This window comes from Candidatus Photodesmus anomalopis (assembly GCF_000731785.2).
Lineage (GTDB): Bacteria > Pseudomonadota > Gammaproteobacteria > Enterobacterales > Vibrionaceae > Vibrio > Vibrio anomalopis.
This window is the reverse complement of the sequence record NZ_JGVJ01000010.1, coordinates 334,483-350,722: the sequence shown is the minus strand read 5'-3', so window position 1 is coordinate 350,722 and position 16,240 is coordinate 334,483. Positions and strand designations below refer to the sequence as shown.

Sequence of the window (16,240 nt, the reverse complement as noted above, 5' to 3'; positions counted from 1 at the left end):
AAGACTAATAATGCCTCTCACATAAAACTGATTTTAAACGATCAGTAATATGAGTAGACACTTTTTGTCTAACCTCATATACTGCTTCAGTAATGGCATTAACTATTGCTAATACATTAGCACCTCCATGACTTTTTATGACTACACCATTCAATCCTAGTAAGCTGGCACCATTATACTGATCGGGATTTAAAGTTTGTAATTCAGCAAATAAACCAGAAAATATTTTTTTTGCAATCCAAGTCCTCAATGATGATCCAACTAGAGTTAACTTTAACTTATCCATAAATAGTTGAGCAGTCCCTTCACATACTTTAAGACAAATATTACCCAAAAATCCATCACACACTATTACGTCTGCAGCATCATACAATAACTGGTTACCTTCTATATAACCAATAAAATTTACTAATTTATTTTGATATAACATCTTAGCAGCATGTTTGACAAGATGGTTCCCTTTTATCTTCTCTGATCCAATATTTAAAAGTGCTACTCTTGGTAATCGACCTAAATGTTGTTCAGCCAAAATACTACCCATTAAGGCAAATTGAAAAATAGAATCTGGGCTACTAGATACATTAGCACCTAAATCAAGCATCCAGGTTTTATTTCCCAGTGCAGTTGGCAATGTAGAAATTAAAGCTGGTTGTTCAAGTCCAGGTAACAATTTTAATTTAAAACGAGAAATAGCCACCAAAGCACCGGTATTACCGGCACTAATGCAAGCATTAGCAAAATCATTAGCAACTAAATCGACAGCCATAGCCATAGAGCTTTCAGAACCATGACGCAATGCTAAAGAAGGTTTTTCTGAGTCAGAAATAACCTTGTCGCTATGTTTAATACTCAATCTCGGATACGTTCCACAACCAACAAGAAGAGACAATTTAGAGGTGATAGCAGTCTGATCACCTGTTAATATCACCTTGAGTTCAGGAAAAAGTAGCAATGACCGTAGGGCAGCTGGTACCGTAACCTGAGGACCAAAATCTCCACCCATTGCATCGAGTGCAACAATTATATTTTGCAAAAAATATAATTACTTATTAATAACCTTTTTACCACGATAATAACCTTCAGATGTGACATTATGACGTAAGTGAAGCTCCTCTGATGTTGCATCTAAAGAAAATGTAGGCTCAACAAGAGCGTCATGAGAACGACGCATTCCACGTTTAGATCGCGTTTTGCGGTTTTTTTGTACTGCCATAATCTGATCACCCTTTATTATATTTATTAAGCTTATAAAAAGAAAAGATGTCTTTTTAAAGTAACTTTTATATGTTAACTAGAAAGAAGCACCTAAATCTGAAGAGACTACTAGACTATTTACATCTAATATCTTAAAAATAAGGAAACAAATGCTATCTTTCAAAATTAATTTAGTCAAAGAAAAAATATTCTGGTTAAGAATTTGATTATCCTACTTATTAATATTAATAATAAAATAAAGTATATCAATCCAATTTCTCTAATTATTTTAGTTTTATCAATATTTAATTTTTACTCCATAACTTTCGAGAATAGATTAAATAGATTAAAAAACTATTGTTCAGAATTTTTGTCAATTTTTTCAATTTTATAAAGTTAATGGTACTATAGATCTTTGTAGGGTCAACTTTTTTTAATATAAGAAAGACATATTTATTTTTTTACTTCAAATTGACAAGTTTTATTTTCCAATAAAATCTAAGTGTACATATTTTTTCATAATTTAAACTTACTATTTTTTATTCTCATATTCATATATTTCATAAATACTTACAGAATTAAAAAGTGCTTTTTTAAAAATTTCTTAAAGTTCATTAACACAGTTATGCACAATTTTTGTGGATAATTAAGCTTACAAATAGTATTTTATATTACAATATATAAAAACTGGGTTAATGTAGAAAAGTAAAATATTTAAACATTTTATTTAGAGTTAAATCAATGAAAGTCCTATATTTTAGGTTGTATTATTTAAGCAAGGAAGGATAATACAGTACCTGTAATTTCTGATTGTATGATTATGACCGGATATTTTTTATTGTTCTTAAGTACTGTTCTGGTAAATAACTTTGTATTATCAAAGTTTTTAGGATTGTGTCCTTTTATGGGAATCTCTAGAAAATTAGAGACTGCTGTTGGTATGGGACTTGCCACTACATTTGTTCTAACATTATCATCAATGTGTGCATATCTAGTTGAAAGATATCTTTTAGTACCGCTTGATATTAGATACTTACGCACTATGAGCTTTATTCTGGTTATCGCAGTACTTGTTCAATTTACTGAAATTCTACTTCAAAAAATAAGTCCAACTCTTTATCGATTACTAGGAATATTTCTTCCACTAATTACTACTAATTGTGCTGTATTGGGAGTTGCGTTACTAAATGTCAATTCAAATCATAATTTTACCGAATCTATTATTTATGGATTTTCTGCTTCTATTGGATTCTCTTTAGCATTAATACTATTCTCTTCAATGCGTGAAAGAATTTCCTATTCAGATGTTCCTTTACCATTTAAAGGTGCTTCTATTGCAATGATTACAGCTGGATTAATGTCAGCAATTTTTATGGGGTTTACTGGATTAGTGTGATTGATTAATAATGAATTTAACTTTACTAGCTATAATTTCTATTGTGGTTCTCTCTGCTATATTTGGTGCTATTCTAGGTTTTGCTTCCAAATATTTTCAAGGAGAACCTATTCCTATTATTGAACAAATTGAAAATATTTTACCGCAAACTCAATGTGCTCAATGTGGTTATCCTGGATGTAAACCATATGCAGAAGCAATTATTAATGGAGAAGAAATTGATAAATGCGTTCCAGGAGGGGATATTGCTATTAGTAGGCTTTCAGAACTCATGGGCATCGAAATAAAAGAAGGAGTAAAAAATTTTGGAGAAGTGCCTAAAACGGTAGCATTTATACATGAAGATATGTGTATTGGCTGTACCAAATGTTTAAAAGCTTGTCCAGTAGATGCAATTGTTGGTGGCATTAAAACAGTACATACAGTGATAAAAAATGAATGTACTGGATGCAATCTTTGTGTTTCTCCATGTCCAACTGATTGCATAGAAATGCTTCCAATAGAAATAACTACAGCAACTTGGAAATGGAAATTTGATAGTATTCCAATTGTGAATGTTAGCAGTTCTATTTCTTCAAAATCTAAAATAATATAGAGAATTAGAAATTGTCATGTCATCATTAATACAGAAGATAAAATCTGGTAAATTATGGGATTTTCCTGGTGGAATTTCTTTCCCCAAAAATAAAGCTCATCCTAGAAAAAAAACTTTAATGTATGCTAAAATACCCAAAGAGATAGTGTTACCTATAAGGTCATATACTAGTCTGCCTAATACCATAATTCCAAAAATAGGAGAACATGTTCTTAAAGGAGAACCCTTAATAAAATGTTATAATAATCGTGCTTCTTACATTCCTATTCATTCAACAACATCTGGTATGATTGTAGCTATTGAGCCACGTATTATTGCTCATCCTTCTGGATTAACTGAACAATGTATTATTATTGAACCTGATGGAAACGATGAATGGTATCCTCTCCAACCTTTAGAGGATTTTTCTCTAAAATCACCAATTAAATTGATCGAACGTATTAAGCAAGCTGGAATTATTGGAATGGGAGGTGCAGGATTTCCAACTTCAACGAAAGTTTATTCTTCACTTAAAAAAATCAATATTTTAATTATTAATGCAGCAGAATGTGAACCTTACATTACTGCAGATGATTCATTAATACAAAATCATATTAATGAGATAATTCAAGGCATTGAAGTTATTGACTATATTCTTAAACCAAAACTGATAGTGATTGCTATCGAAGATGATAAACCAGAGGCGATTAATTCTCTAATTCAAGCTACTAAAAACAAAGAAATAATTATTCGAGTTATTCCTACTAAATACCCTTCTGGTGGAGAAAAACAATTAATTAAAATTCTCACTAATATGGAAGTTCCAAGTGGTAAAATACCAATCGATATTGGGATCCTAGTACAAAATATTAGCTCTATTTATGCTATTAAAAGGGCTATTTGTGATGGTGAACCATTAATTGCTCGTGTTGTAACACTAGCGGGGAAAATATTTAAAGAAACTTTAAATATATGGACATTAATTGGAACTCCAATTGAGGCACTTTTAAATGAATTTTCTTCTAGAACTAATAAACAATTTGAACATTTAATATTAGGTGGATCAATGATGGGATTTAGTATACCAAATACAAGCATTCCAATAACAAAAACAACAAATTGTATTTTTATACCAAAAAGTAATGAAGTAGTTTCTCCTTTACATGAAATGCCTTGTATTCGTTGTGGTTATTGTTCAAATGTATGCCCTGCTTCCTTATTGCCACAACAACTTCAATGGTATGCTAAGGCAAAACAGTTTGAAAAATGCAAGGAATTTAACTTAACAGACTGTATTGAATGTGGTGCATGTGCTTATGTTTGTCCAAGTAAAATTCCATTAGTTCAATATTATCGTCAAGCTAAATCAGAAATTTATACTTGTGAAATTGAAATGAAATCTGCTCAACGTGCTAAAAAACGTTTTGAATCGAAAAATACTCGAATGAAACTAGAAAAGCAAGAGAAAGAAAAACATCTCAAAAAACTAAGAGAAAAACATAAGAAACAACTTGTTAGTAATAAACATGCTATTTTAGCTGCTATCGAGCGTGTCAATAAAAAGAATAAACTAAATCAAATAGATAATATCCCTAATAAGGGAATCAATACGCAATCAAAAATGAAAATCTAATTCTAAGGATACAAATCGTGCCACTTTTAATGTCTAGTTCTCCATATGATCATAACAAAAGAAGCACAACAAAATTAATGCAGTTAGTAATTATTTGTTTGTTTCCAGGTTTAGTTGCACAAACTTACTTTTTTGGATGGGGGACAATAATACAACTGTGTTTCTCAATTATTATCTCTATATTATTAGAGATTTTTGTAATATTGCTAAGAAAACGTCATCCAAAAACAGCTCTTAGAGACAATAGTGTACTTGTTACAGCTTGGATTCTTGCTATTTCTATCCCTCCTTTATCACCTTGGTGGATAGTATTTATTGGTCTTATATTTGCTGTAGTTATTGCAAAACATTTATATGGTGGTATTGGAGAAAATTTATTCAATCCTGCTATGATAGCTTATGTAATTTTATTGGTTTCTTTTCCTATTCAAATGACTAGTTGGATTGAAGCAGGCAAATTAAAGATTGATCCTATTTCATTTATAGATTCATTTTTCTTAATTTTTTCTGGTTTTAATACTGATGGATTATCATTACAACAACTCCGAGTAGGAGTCGATGGTCTGACAATGGCAACACCATTAGATGCATTTAGGACTTCTTTGCATATTGGGAATACTATTAATGAAATTCTTGAACAATTGAAATTAGATCCTTTATTTACTAGTTCCTGGAAATTAATTAACCTTACGTATTTACTTTCCGGATTACTATTACTTAAATTACGTGTAATTAGCTGGCATATTCCAATTAGTTTTTTGATAAGTTTAATAATAATTAGTGAATTATTTATGATAATTACTCCAGATAAAACTGCATCTTCAATGTTTCACTTATTATCTGGAGCAACTATGCTAGGTGCATTTTTTATTGCAACCGATCCTGTATCAGCTTCAACAACAGTTAAAGGTCGAATTATATTCGGGGCATTTATAGGGATAATGACATTTATTATTCGAAGTTTTGGTGGATTTCCTGATAGTATAGCATTTTCAGTTTTGTTAGCTAACATGTGTGTTCCATTACTTGATCACTATACACAACCTCGTACATATGGTCAATAAAACTATGTTAACAATAATTCGTAAAAGTAGTTTAACTTTAGCTTTTTTTGCTTTTTTATCTACAGGTTTAGTTGTTATAACTCAATATCTAACTAAACATCCTATTGAACAACGAGTTAAAGAAGAATTATTATCCACACTAAATCAAATTATTCCTTCTGAATTATATGATAATAATTTATATGATTCCTGCACTTTCGTTATGGACCCTTTACTAGGTACAAATGACATGGTTCCTGCCTATTTAGCAACATTAAAAGGTCAACCAACCGCTTTAACGATAGAGGCCGTAGCACCAGATGGTTATAACGGTAAAATAAATATTATTGTAGCTGTAAAAGTAGATGGCACTATTACAGGTATTCGTGTTTTATCTCATCAAGAAACACCAGGACTTGGTGATAAAATTGATTTGCATGTTACAAATTGGATATTAAACTTTACAGGAAAGAAAGTAAATAAGGCAAATTTATGGAGTTGGAAAATAGGGAAAGGTAATAAAATTCATTTTGATGAAGTTGTTGGTGCTACAATAACATCTAGAGCAGTAATTAAGGCAGTTAAAAACGCAGCACTATATCTTGATCAAAATAAAGAAAATTTGTTTAATCAACCATTTAATTGCGGAGGTTCATATGGTATATCATGAAACTAATCCAATTAAAAACGGTATTTGGAATAATAATCCAGCGTTAGTACAACTACTTGGATTATGCCCATTACTCGCTATTTCTACAACAGTAACCAATTCACTCGGGTTAGGAATTGCTACATTGTTCGTTTTGATCTTTTCCAGCATGATTATATCTTCAATGCGTAAATATATTCTAAAAGAAATACGTATTCCTATTTTTGTTATGGTGATTTCATCATTAGTTAGTTGTGTTCAATTATTAATAAATGCTTATGCTCATGAACTTTATACATCTCTAGGAATATTTATTCCTTTAATTGTTACTAATTGTATTATTATTGGTCGAGCTGAAGCATTTGCATCAAAAAATAGAATTATATTATCTCTTAAAGATGCTTTTGGTATAGGAATAGGTATGACTATTTCCCTTTCACTACTAGGTGCTATCAGAGAAATTCTAGGCAAAGGGACTATATTTAGTGATGCAAATTTATTGCTAGGTAAATGGGCAAGTATTATTTGCATTAGATTGTTTGATTTTGATACTAATTTTTTATTAGTATTGCTACCTCCAGGAGCATTTATCAGTTTAGGATTTTTAATTGCCTGTAAAAACATACTAGATAAGAATATACAGAAGAACCGAAACTAAATTTAGGAAATAAATACTAGAATTTCAAATAAAATTAAGTAATATGAACAACATAAAACGAACTAAAATATTAAATAGATTTCAAAAAAACAACCCCGATCCAAAAACGGAATTAAACTGGAATAGTCCTTTTGAATTGCTTATTGCTGTTCTGTTATCTGCTCAGACAACAGATAAAAGCGTGAATAAAGTTACTAGTAGACTTTACTCTATAGCTAATACTCCAGAATCCTTATTGAATTTAGGATTAGACCGTCTCAAACAGCATATACGAACTATAGGATTATTTAACTCAAAAGCTAAACATATTATTAAAACATGTGATATTTTATTTAGAAAATATAATAGTCAAGTTCCTGAAAGTCGAGAAATATTAGAATCCCTTCCTGGAGTCGGAAGAAAAACAGCTAATGTTATACTGAATATCATATTTGGTTGGACAACAATTGCTGTTGATACACATATTTATCGAGTTTGTAATCGGAGTAAATTTGCTATAGGAAAGACAGCTCGAATTGTTGAAGAAAAATTACTAAAAGTTGTACCTAAAATTTTTCAGATTAATGTTCACCATTGGTTGGTTTTGCACGGGAGGTATATATGCAAAGCTCGCAATCCATTATGTAATCAGTGTATCATCGAGGATTTATGTGAATTTAAGGAAAAAACAATTATTAGGAATTAAATTTATGTCAAATAGTCGAATTTTACATACTATGTTACGAGTGCATGATTTAGATAAATCAATCGATTTTTATACAAAGATTATAGGTATGAATTTATTGAGTGTTAATGAAAATAAAGAATATAAATATACATTAGCATTTCTTGGTTTTAACAAGGAACTAACAGAAACAATGATTGAACTTACATATAATTGGGAAAACACTACTCAATACGAAATAGGTTCTGGATTTGGTCATATTGCAATTGGTGTTGATAATATTTATAATTTTTGTGAAAACATAAAAAATTTAGGTATAAAAGTTACCCGAGAACCAGGACCAGTCAAAGGTGGGACAATCCAAATCGCTTTTATTCAAGATCCTGATGGTTATGCAATCGAATTAATTCAAAATAAAAAAGTGGAATAAGATATAACAACATAATGAACTGATAAATTTGAATTAACTAACACTATCCTACCTTATCTTCTTAAAGAAAGAACTATTCTTTCATTTTTGTTTCTACCTATTAAAGAAGAATTATTTGCAATAGGACGTCGCTTCCCATAGGCTTGCACATAAATCTTACTATCTGATAAACCTAATTCTTGAAAATAATTTTTGAGCGCAGTCGCTCTTTGTTCAGTTAGATGCTGGCTTTCTTTTTTACTATCTCCAGCATCAGTATATGAGGATATAGATATTAATTTAATATCCTGATAATAACGAATATATTTTGCTATTTTATCTAAATGTTTTTGTGATTCTTCGTTTAGTTCTAAAGTATCTTGAATGTAGTGTAAAATAACAAATGAAATATCTTCAAAATTATATGGAAGTAAATTAGTGATACAATTCATGAATACACTATATGTTTTTTGGAATGAGACTGAAGATAAAGCAAACTCTGTACGTTCATTATAATTTTTCTGCCAATCTTGATAATAACTAAAAGTAGGATAGTATCCTTTCTCTAACTCTGACAAAATTATTGATACAATTCTTCCAGAAAGATAAGCATCAAAGTGCTTAAAAAATTTTATATTTGCGATATGTTTTCCACTATTATTGCTAGGGTACCAAGAAGGAGGAATAGAGACTAAATGAACATTACTGATTTTTTGTATTGGTTTAAACATTTTTAATTCAAGATGGATGTTGCTTTTTTTATCTGCTTTAGATGAAAACTCAGCATGAGCATAATTAGGTATAGAATGTTTTAGACGACACTCTAAAGGGGTATTAACAATCACTTCCCAAGTTGATTCTTCAGGTGTAGCTACATAGATCCTATCTGAAGAATTAGCAATGAATGAAACTAATATATTTACCATAAAAGTATTGATTATTTTCTTATGCATATAGGAATTCTTATTGAATGTAAGTTATATAACAATATTTGGTCTAATAAAAATAATGCTGACATGTATTATTTTTATTTCTTAATGTGATAAGCTTTTGATTAATCTTATTATCTGTAATAATAGCGTTTATTTTTCATATATAACTTAAAAACTTAAAAATTAATATGATTAAAGAAAATAATGATTTAGCTTTAAAAAACAGGTTTCGTGGGTATTTCCCAGTTGTAATAGATATTGAAACTGCTGGTTTTAATGCTAAAACTGATGCTTTATTAGAGATATGTGCAGTTACATTGAGAATGGATAATCATGGTAATTTACGATTCTCCTCCACTACACATTATCATATTCAACCATTTAAATCTGCTAATATTGAACCACTTGCATTAGAATTTAATGGGATTCATGATCCATTTAGTCCATTGCGAGGTGCTATAACTGAAATGGAAGCATTAAGAAAAATATATAAAATCATTCGAAAAGAACAAAAATTAGCTGATTGTAAAAGAACAATTATAGTAGCTCATAATGCAGCATTTGATCTGAGTTTTATTATAGAAGCTAGTAAACGTTGCAACCTAAAAAGAATTCCCTTTCATCCATTTACAACTTTTGATACTGCTACGTTAAGTGGATTAGCCTATGGTCAAACTATACTTGCCCAAGCATGTAAAGCTTCTGGTATCGAATTTGATAATAAGAAAGCACATTCAGCATTATACGATAGTCAAAAAACTGCTGAACTTTTTTGCAAAATCGTTAATAAATGGAAGAACCTTGGAGGCTGGCCAATTCTACCTAAATAATAAATGGCTGCTAATTAAAATGAAAAATATATTAAAATTATTCAAATGAATGAAAATCTACTTACCAACCAGTAACATTACGTAAAACTTTTCCTATATTAGATAAAATATCAACCGTCGTTACACCGGCATTTCTAAGTGCTTCAATCTTTACTTTAGCTGTCCCTTTATTTCCAGATATAATAGCACCAGCATGACCCATACGTTTCCCAGAAGGAGCTGTTATCCCTGCTATATACGCAATCACAGGCTTTTTGATATACCTTTTTATGAAAATAGCAGCTTCTTCCTCAGCAGTACCTCCAATTTCACCAACCATAACAATTGCTTCAGTCTTAATATCTTCATTAAAAAGTTTTAAAACATCGACAAAATCTGAACCTGGAACTGGATCTCCACCTATACCTACACAGGTTGATTGTCCAAAACCTTCATCAGTGATTTGCTTAACTGCTTCGTAAGTTAATGTACCTGAGCGAGATACAATACCTACTTTCCCTGATTTATGAATATCTCCTGGCATAATACCAATCATGCATTCACCTGGTGTAATAATACCTGGACAATTTGGGCCGATCATCAATACTCCAGCTTGCTTTAAGCACAATTTTACTTTTACTAAATCAATAGTTGGAATACCTTCAGTTATTGTGACAATTAACTTAATATTCGCATTAATAGCTTCAAAAATTGCATCTTTACAAAAAGGAGCCGGTACATAAATAACAGAGACAGTTGCACCAGTTACATCTACTGCTTCGCGTACCGTATTAAATACAGGAAGAGATAAGTGAATCTGACCACCTTTTCCAGGTGAAACACCAGCAACCATCTTAGTCCCATAAAGAATAGCGCGTTTTGAATGGAAAGTACCTTGATTTCCAGTAAAACCCTGGCAAATTACCTTGGTATCTTTATTTATTAAGATAGACATCATTTATCCCTGATACTGAAATTACTTTCTTTGCAGCTTCACTTAAAGAGTTTGCTACAATGAGTTTTAAAGTACTATTTCTAAGTTTTTTAGCTCCTAAACTTGAATTGTTTCCTTCAAGACGTACAACCACTGGTAAATCTATACCTATTTCTTTAACTGCATTAACAATCCCATCAGCAACTAGATCGCAACAAACTATACCACCAAAAATATTGACTAATATTGCTTTAACATTAATATCAGATAAAATTATTTTAAAGGCTTCTGTAACACGTTCTTTAGTTGCACTACCACCTATATCAAGAAAATTAGCAGGTTGAGCACCATGAAAATGAATCATATCCATTGTACCCATAGCTAATCCTGCACCATTAACTAAACAACCAATATTTCCATTAAGAGGTATGTAGTTAAGTCCTAACTTCGCAGCGTATACTTCACGTTCATTTTCTTGAGAAACATCATACATTTTACTTAATTTAGGCTGACGATATATAGCGTTTGAATCAAAACTAATTTTTCCATCTAAACATAGCAATTTTTTATTATTAGTAATAACTAATGGATTAATTTCTAGTAAAGAAAGATCATATTGAATAAACATATCTACAAGACTGATAAATATCTTAACAAATTGGCTTGCTTCTTTTTTTCTAAAAGAAAGTTTAAAAGCTAATTCACGTCCTTGATATTCTTGAGGTCCTAAAAAAGGATTAATAGATACTTTATGAATTAGGTGTGGAGTGTTTTTTGCAATCTCTTCGATTTGAACACCACCTTCAGTCGATACCATAAAAACAATACTACAACTAACACGATCGATAATAGCACCTAAATAAAACTCACTAATAATATTAATGGATTCTTCAACTAAAATTTTTTCTACAGGTTGCCCTTTAGAATCCGTTTGGTAAGTTAAAAGCCTTTTCCCTAACCAATTTTCAGAAAATTTTTTAACGGCATCTTTACTATCGCATATTTTTACGGCGCCAGCCTTACCCCGACCACCAGAATGGACTTGACATTTAACAACTTTCTTTTTAGTAACAATACGACCTGCAGATTCTAAAGCCTTTTGAGGTGTATCACATACATAACCTTCAGGGATAGATAAACCGAATTCTGAAAACAGTTGTTTAGCTTGATATTCATGTAAATTCATATTTTTATTTCGTTCTATTTATAATATAGAATTACAGTTCAAATGTTTAAAAGTAACCGAACTGGTTCTTCAAGTAGTTCTTTTATTTTTAATAAAAATCCAACAGATTCACGACCATCAATCAAGCGATGATCATATGAAAGTGCTACATACATCATAGGTAAAACTTCTACTTTTCCATCAACAGCCATTGGACGATCTTGAATTTTATGTATGCCTAAAATTGCCGATTGAGGAGGATTAATAATTGGTGTGGACATTAAAGAACCAAATACACCACCATTTGTAATAGTAAAATTACCACCAACTAAATCTTCAATCTTTAATTTAGCATCGGAAGCTTTAGATGCCAACTTTTTAATTTTTTTTTCGATATCTGAAAAACTTAACATATCGCAATCTTTTAATACTGGAGTTACCAAGCCACGAGAAGTTGATACTGCTATACTAACATCAAAATAATTATGGTAAATAATATCCTCACCATTAATTGAAGCATTAATTTCTGGATAACATTTCAGAGCTTCCACAACTGATTTAACGTAAAAAGACATAAAACCTAAATGTACACCATGAGACTCTATAAACTTTTCTTTGTACATTTTGCGTAAGTTTATAATACATTTCATATTAACTTCATTAAAGGTAGTTAACATTGCTGTATTATTTTTTGCTTCTAATAAACGATTTGCAATCGTTTTACGGAGTTGCGTCATTGGAACACGCCTATAACGATTATCCATATTAAAATCAGAATCTTGTTTATTTTTACTGTTTTTATCAGAGTGTAACTTATTGCTATCTAATAAATAGGAATCAATTTTTTTTCTAGTAGTTTTACCAGTAATATCTTTATCTTCAATCACATTTGGTTTCAAATTGTGCTTAGAAAGAAGGCGACGTAATGAAGGATTAAGTACCTCAGTATCATTTTCTATCAAAGTTTTTTTTTGGAAGATATCAGAAATTTCTTCAGCTTGATTAATATCTGTTTCGTTTATAATATTGACTGGCTTTAATTTAGCAATTAACTGCTTAGAAAAGACAACGGAACCTTCTTTTTTAAGAATAGACTCTAATACACCGGATTCAGGAGCTGCTACTTCTAGAACCACCTTATCCGTTTCAATATCAACAATAACTTCATCGCGATTGATAGTTTCATTTGTTTTTTTATGCCATTTAGCTATAGTCGCAGATGAAACTGATTCTGGTAAATCTGGAACCAGGATTTCAATTATCATTTATATTTTATCCTTCTAAAGTTTATCTAAACATCTTTAATATATGCTTTTCTATAATTTAAGTGCATTTTCAATCAATTCTTTTTGTTGTTTTAAATGTAATGACATATAAGCCACTGCTGGAGAAGCAGAAGCAGGGCGACCTGCATATTTAAGACCTGAACCAACGGGAATAACTGCACGAAAATTATGTTTACTACTATACCAAGCACCCTGATTCTTAGGTTCTTCTTGACACCAAACATAATCTATAACATGTTTATATTTTGCAATAGTAAATTCTAATTCTTCTAATGGGAATGGATAAAGCTGTTCAATACGAATAATTGCTACATTAAACTGTTTATTTTTGCGACGTTGTTCAAGCAAATCAAAATAAACTTTACCGGAACAAAATATAACTCGTTCTACCTCATCTGACTTTAAAGAATCAGTTTCTCCTATTATAGCTTGAAATGTTCCTTCAGAAAGTTCTTTAAGAGAAGAGGTACATAATGAATGTCTAAGTAAAGATTTTGGAGACATAACAATTAATGGACGACGCATTGGACGAAGTACTTGACGACGTATCATGTGATAAACTTGAGCAGGGGTGGAAGGAATGACAACTTGCATATTTTGTTCCGCACATAATTGTAAATAACGTTCTAAACGTGCAGAAGAATGCTCTGGACCTTGGCCTTCATAACCATGAGGCAAAAACATGGTTAAACCACATAAACGTGCCCATTTTTGCTCACCAGAGGAAATAAATTGATCAATAACAACTTGAGCTCCATTAGCAAAATCACCAAATTGAGCTTCCCATAATGTTAAACCACTAGGTTCTGAACTTGCATATCCATACTCAAATGCTAATACCGCTTCTTCTGATAAAACAGAATTAAAAATTTGAAATTTTCCTTGTTTATTGTGAATATTTGCTAGTGGCACATAAATGCTAGTATCTAATTGATTATGCAAAATAGAATGACGATGAAAAAAAGTACCACGTCCAGAATCTTGCCCAGAAATACGAACTCTTTTACCACTATCAACTAAAGTAGCATAAGCCAAACTTTCAGCCATTCCCCAATCAATTTGCTTTTGACCATTAATCATAGCTAATCGATCTTTATAAATCTTATTTACTCTGCTTTGCAATACATAAGTAGCTGGATATTGACAAATTTTTCTACCGAGATTTATTAAATGGTTAATATCAATTTTAGCTTTCCAATTAATATTCCAGTCATGTCCGAAGTAAAGTGACCAATCTACTGGATGCGACGATATTGGACGCCATTCTTTTACAACAACATCCCCGTGATCAAGTGCATTACGATATTGATTAACTAATTGATTGACTGTTTTTATACTTAATTCATTGCGTTTAATTAAAAGTTCAGCATAAAGTTTTCTTGTTGTAGGATGTTTCTTAATAGTTTTATACATTAATGGCTGAGTAGCACTTGGTTCATCAGCTTCATTATGACCACGACGACGATAACATACTAAATCAATCACTACATCACGCTTAAAAGTATTACGATAATCCAAGGCTAAATGTGCTACAAAAGCAACTGCTTCTGGATCATCACTATTTACATGAAAGATTGGAGCTTGAACTACTTTAGCAATATCAGTACAATACATAGTAGATCTGCTATCAGTTGGATTTGAAGTGGTAAAACCAATTTGATTATTAATAACAATACGTATTGTTCCTCCTACGCAAAATCCATTTGCCTGTGACATATTGAATGTTTCTTGTACAACCCCCTGTCCTGTAATTGCTGAATCTCCATGTATAGTAATAGGTAATACAAAACTTCTATCTTTATCATTTAAACGATCCTGACGAGCACGAACTGAACCGATAACAACGGGGTTTACGATCTCAAGATGGGAAGGATTAAATACTAAGGTTAAGTGAATATTTCCACTCGCTGTATGAAAATCAGCAGAAAAACCTTGATGGTATTTGACATCACCAGTTCCACAACCTTCGCTATGTTGAATAGAAAATTCATTAAATAAATCTTTCGGTTGTTTACCTAAAACATTGACTAACATATTTAGTCTACCACGATGAGCCATACCAATAACAATTTCACGCATTCCTTGACTACCTGCATGATGAATAATTCGCTTTATCATAGGAATCAAAGAATCAGCACCTTCTAAGGAGAAACGTTTTGATCCAGGGAATTTAGTACCTAAATAGCGCTCAAGTCCTTCTGCTGCAGTTAATTCTTCTAACAAGGATATTTTTTCTTCCTTTTTAAATGCAGGTTTTCCAGAAACAGACTCTAAACGATGCTGAATCCATTGTTTTTGAGTTGTACTAGTTATATGCATATATTCAGTACCAATTGAACCACAATATGTTTGCTTGAGTGCTTTATGAATATTTCTTAAGGTCCTCTTGTCTTGATTAATAGAAAAAAAACCTACATTATTAATTTTTTTTTGTAAATCACTTTTCGAAAATTGGTAAAAAGAAGGATCAAGCTCAGAAATCATATCTCTTTTCCAAAGCCCTAGTGGATCTAAATTAGCAAATTGGTGTCCTTCTAATCTATATGCATTGATAAATCTTGATACTTTCAGTTTCTGATTATTAATAATATTATCAGAATATGTTTTTTTCCCCTTAGCAAGTTCTCGAAAGTAATTACGAATATAAGAGTGAGATTCTTCAATTTCCCCAGAACATTTTAATAATAAATCATCAAAAATGAACCTCCATTCTTCAGTTACAAATTTTGATCCATCTAAATATAGTTCATAAAGTTCTTCTAAATAAGTCGCATTGCTAGCAGACAAGTGTGAAGACTTAAGCCAAGTTTCCATCACACCATTATGCATATTTTCCCCTAACTACTATTTTGTTGATATCTATTTAAAATTTATACATATATGTGTAAATTTTG

Annotated in this window: 16 protein-coding genes; 9 read left to right on the top strand and 7 right to left on the bottom strand. The window is 31.0% G+C overall.

Features of this window, described 5'->3' with window-relative positions; genetic code table 11:
* Positions 1-4: 4 nt before the first annotated feature.
* Entirely contained in the window at positions 5-1,033 is a 1,029-nt protein-coding gene (gene plsX, locus CF66_RS02190) for a phosphate acyltransferase PlsX (RefSeq protein WP_016503446.1), read from the bottom strand.
* Positions 1,034-1,042: 9 nt separating this feature from the next.
* The gene (rpmF, locus tag CF66_RS02185; protein ID WP_034411412.1) at positions 1,043-1,213 is read right to left on the bottom strand and encodes a 50S ribosomal protein L32; all 171 of its coding nucleotides are present in this window, start codon (positions 1,211-1,213) and stop codon (positions 1,043-1,045) included.
* An 801-nt stretch (positions 1,214-2,014) separates the two neighbouring features.
* Between rpmF and rsxA the strand changes: the two genes are divergently transcribed.
* From rsxA to gloA, 8 genes are read left to right on the top strand one after another with little or no spacing between them, the layout of a single operon-like run.
* The gene (gene rsxA / locus CF66_RS02180; protein WP_016503448.1) at positions 2,015-2,590 is read left to right on the top strand and encodes an electron transport complex subunit RsxA; all 576 of its coding nucleotides are present in this window, start codon (positions 2,015-2,017) and stop codon (positions 2,588-2,590) included.
* Positions 2,591-2,600: 10 nt separating this feature from the next.
* Complete coding sequence (rsxB, locus tag CF66_RS02175) at positions 2,601-3,185, top strand: electron transport complex subunit RsxB (RefSeq protein ID WP_016503449.1); 585 nt, start codon at positions 2,601-2,603, stop codon at positions 3,183-3,185.
* A gap of 16 nt (positions 3,186-3,201) precedes the next feature.
* Positions 3,202-4,797 (top strand): electron transport complex subunit RsxC, encoded by a 1,596-nt coding sequence (rsxC, locus tag CF66_RS02170; protein ID WP_052541663.1) that lies wholly within the window; start codon positions 3,202-3,204, stop codon positions 4,795-4,797.
* Between the two features lie 17 nt (positions 4,798-4,814).
* On the top strand, positions 4,815-5,861 hold the full coding sequence (gene rsxD / locus CF66_RS02165) for an electron transport complex subunit RsxD (RefSeq protein ID WP_102031370.1): 1,047 nt from the start codon (positions 4,815-4,817) through the stop codon (positions 5,859-5,861).
* A 4-nt stretch (positions 5,862-5,865) separates the two neighbouring features.
* Positions 5,866-6,510 carry an electron transport complex subunit RsxG gene (rsxG, locus tag CF66_RS02160; RefSeq protein WP_016503452.1) on the top strand — a complete coding sequence of 215 codons (645 nt, stop codon included), beginning with the start codon at positions 5,866-5,868 and terminating at the stop codon, positions 6,508-6,510.
* Positions 6,497-7,147: an electron transport complex subunit E gene (locus CF66_RS02155; protein ID WP_016503453.1), complete on the top strand. Its 651-nt coding sequence runs from the start codon at positions 6,497-6,499 to the stop codon at positions 7,145-7,147. The genes rsxG and CF66_RS02155 overlap by 14 nt, the downstream gene beginning before the upstream one ends.
* A gap of 43 nt (positions 7,148-7,190) precedes the next feature.
* Positions 7,191-7,832: an endonuclease III gene (gene nth, locus CF66_RS02150; protein ID WP_016503454.1), complete on the top strand. Its 642-nt coding sequence runs from the start codon at positions 7,191-7,193 to the stop codon at positions 7,830-7,832.
* 4 nt (positions 7,833-7,836) lie between these two features.
* Positions 7,837-8,241 carry a lactoylglutathione lyase gene (gene gloA, locus CF66_RS02145; RefSeq protein WP_016503455.1) on the top strand — a complete coding sequence of 135 codons (405 nt, stop codon included), beginning with the start codon at positions 7,837-7,839 and terminating at the stop codon, positions 8,239-8,241.
* Positions 8,242-8,294: 53 nt separating this feature from the next.
* Here the strand turns inward: gloA and CF66_RS02140 are convergent, their stop codons facing one another.
* Positions 8,295-9,173 (bottom strand): flagellar protein MotY, encoded by an 879-nt coding sequence (locus CF66_RS02140; protein WP_016503456.1) that lies wholly within the window; start codon positions 9,171-9,173, stop codon positions 8,295-8,297.
* 167 nt (positions 9,174-9,340) lie between these two features.
* Between CF66_RS02140 and rnt the strand changes: the two genes are divergently transcribed.
* Positions 9,341-9,982 (top strand): ribonuclease T, encoded by a 642-nt coding sequence (gene rnt / locus CF66_RS02135; protein WP_034411410.1) that lies wholly within the window; start codon positions 9,341-9,343, stop codon positions 9,980-9,982.
* A gap of 61 nt (positions 9,983-10,043) precedes the next feature.
* On the opposite strand, the gene sucD is transcribed toward rnt, so the two are convergent.
* Genes sucD through CF66_RS02115 form a run of 4 tightly spaced genes read right to left on the bottom strand, consistent with a single transcriptional unit; the run spans position 10,044 to position 16,175 of the window.
* Positions 10,044-10,916, bottom strand: coding sequence for a succinate--CoA ligase subunit alpha (sucD, locus tag CF66_RS02130; RefSeq protein ID WP_016503458.1), 873 nt, complete (start codon positions 10,914-10,916; stop codon positions 10,044-10,046).
* On the bottom strand, positions 10,897-12,081 hold the full coding sequence (sucC, locus tag CF66_RS02125) for an ADP-forming succinate--CoA ligase subunit beta (protein WP_016503459.1): 1,185 nt from the start codon (positions 12,079-12,081) through the stop codon (positions 10,897-10,899). The genes sucD and sucC overlap by 20 nt, the downstream gene beginning before the upstream one ends.
* A gap of 38 nt (positions 12,082-12,119) precedes the next feature.
* Positions 12,120-13,325, bottom strand: a complete 1,206-nt coding sequence (gene odhB / locus CF66_RS02120; RefSeq protein ID WP_034411408.1) for a 2-oxoglutarate dehydrogenase complex dihydrolipoyllysine-residue succinyltransferase — start codon at positions 13,323-13,325, stop codon at positions 12,120-12,122.
* Positions 13,326-13,376: 51 nt separating this feature from the next.
* Entirely contained in the window at positions 13,377-16,175 is a 2,799-nt protein-coding gene (locus CF66_RS02115) for a 2-oxoglutarate dehydrogenase E1 component (RefSeq protein ID WP_034411406.1), read from the bottom strand.
* Positions 16,176-16,240: the final 65 nt, after the last annotated feature.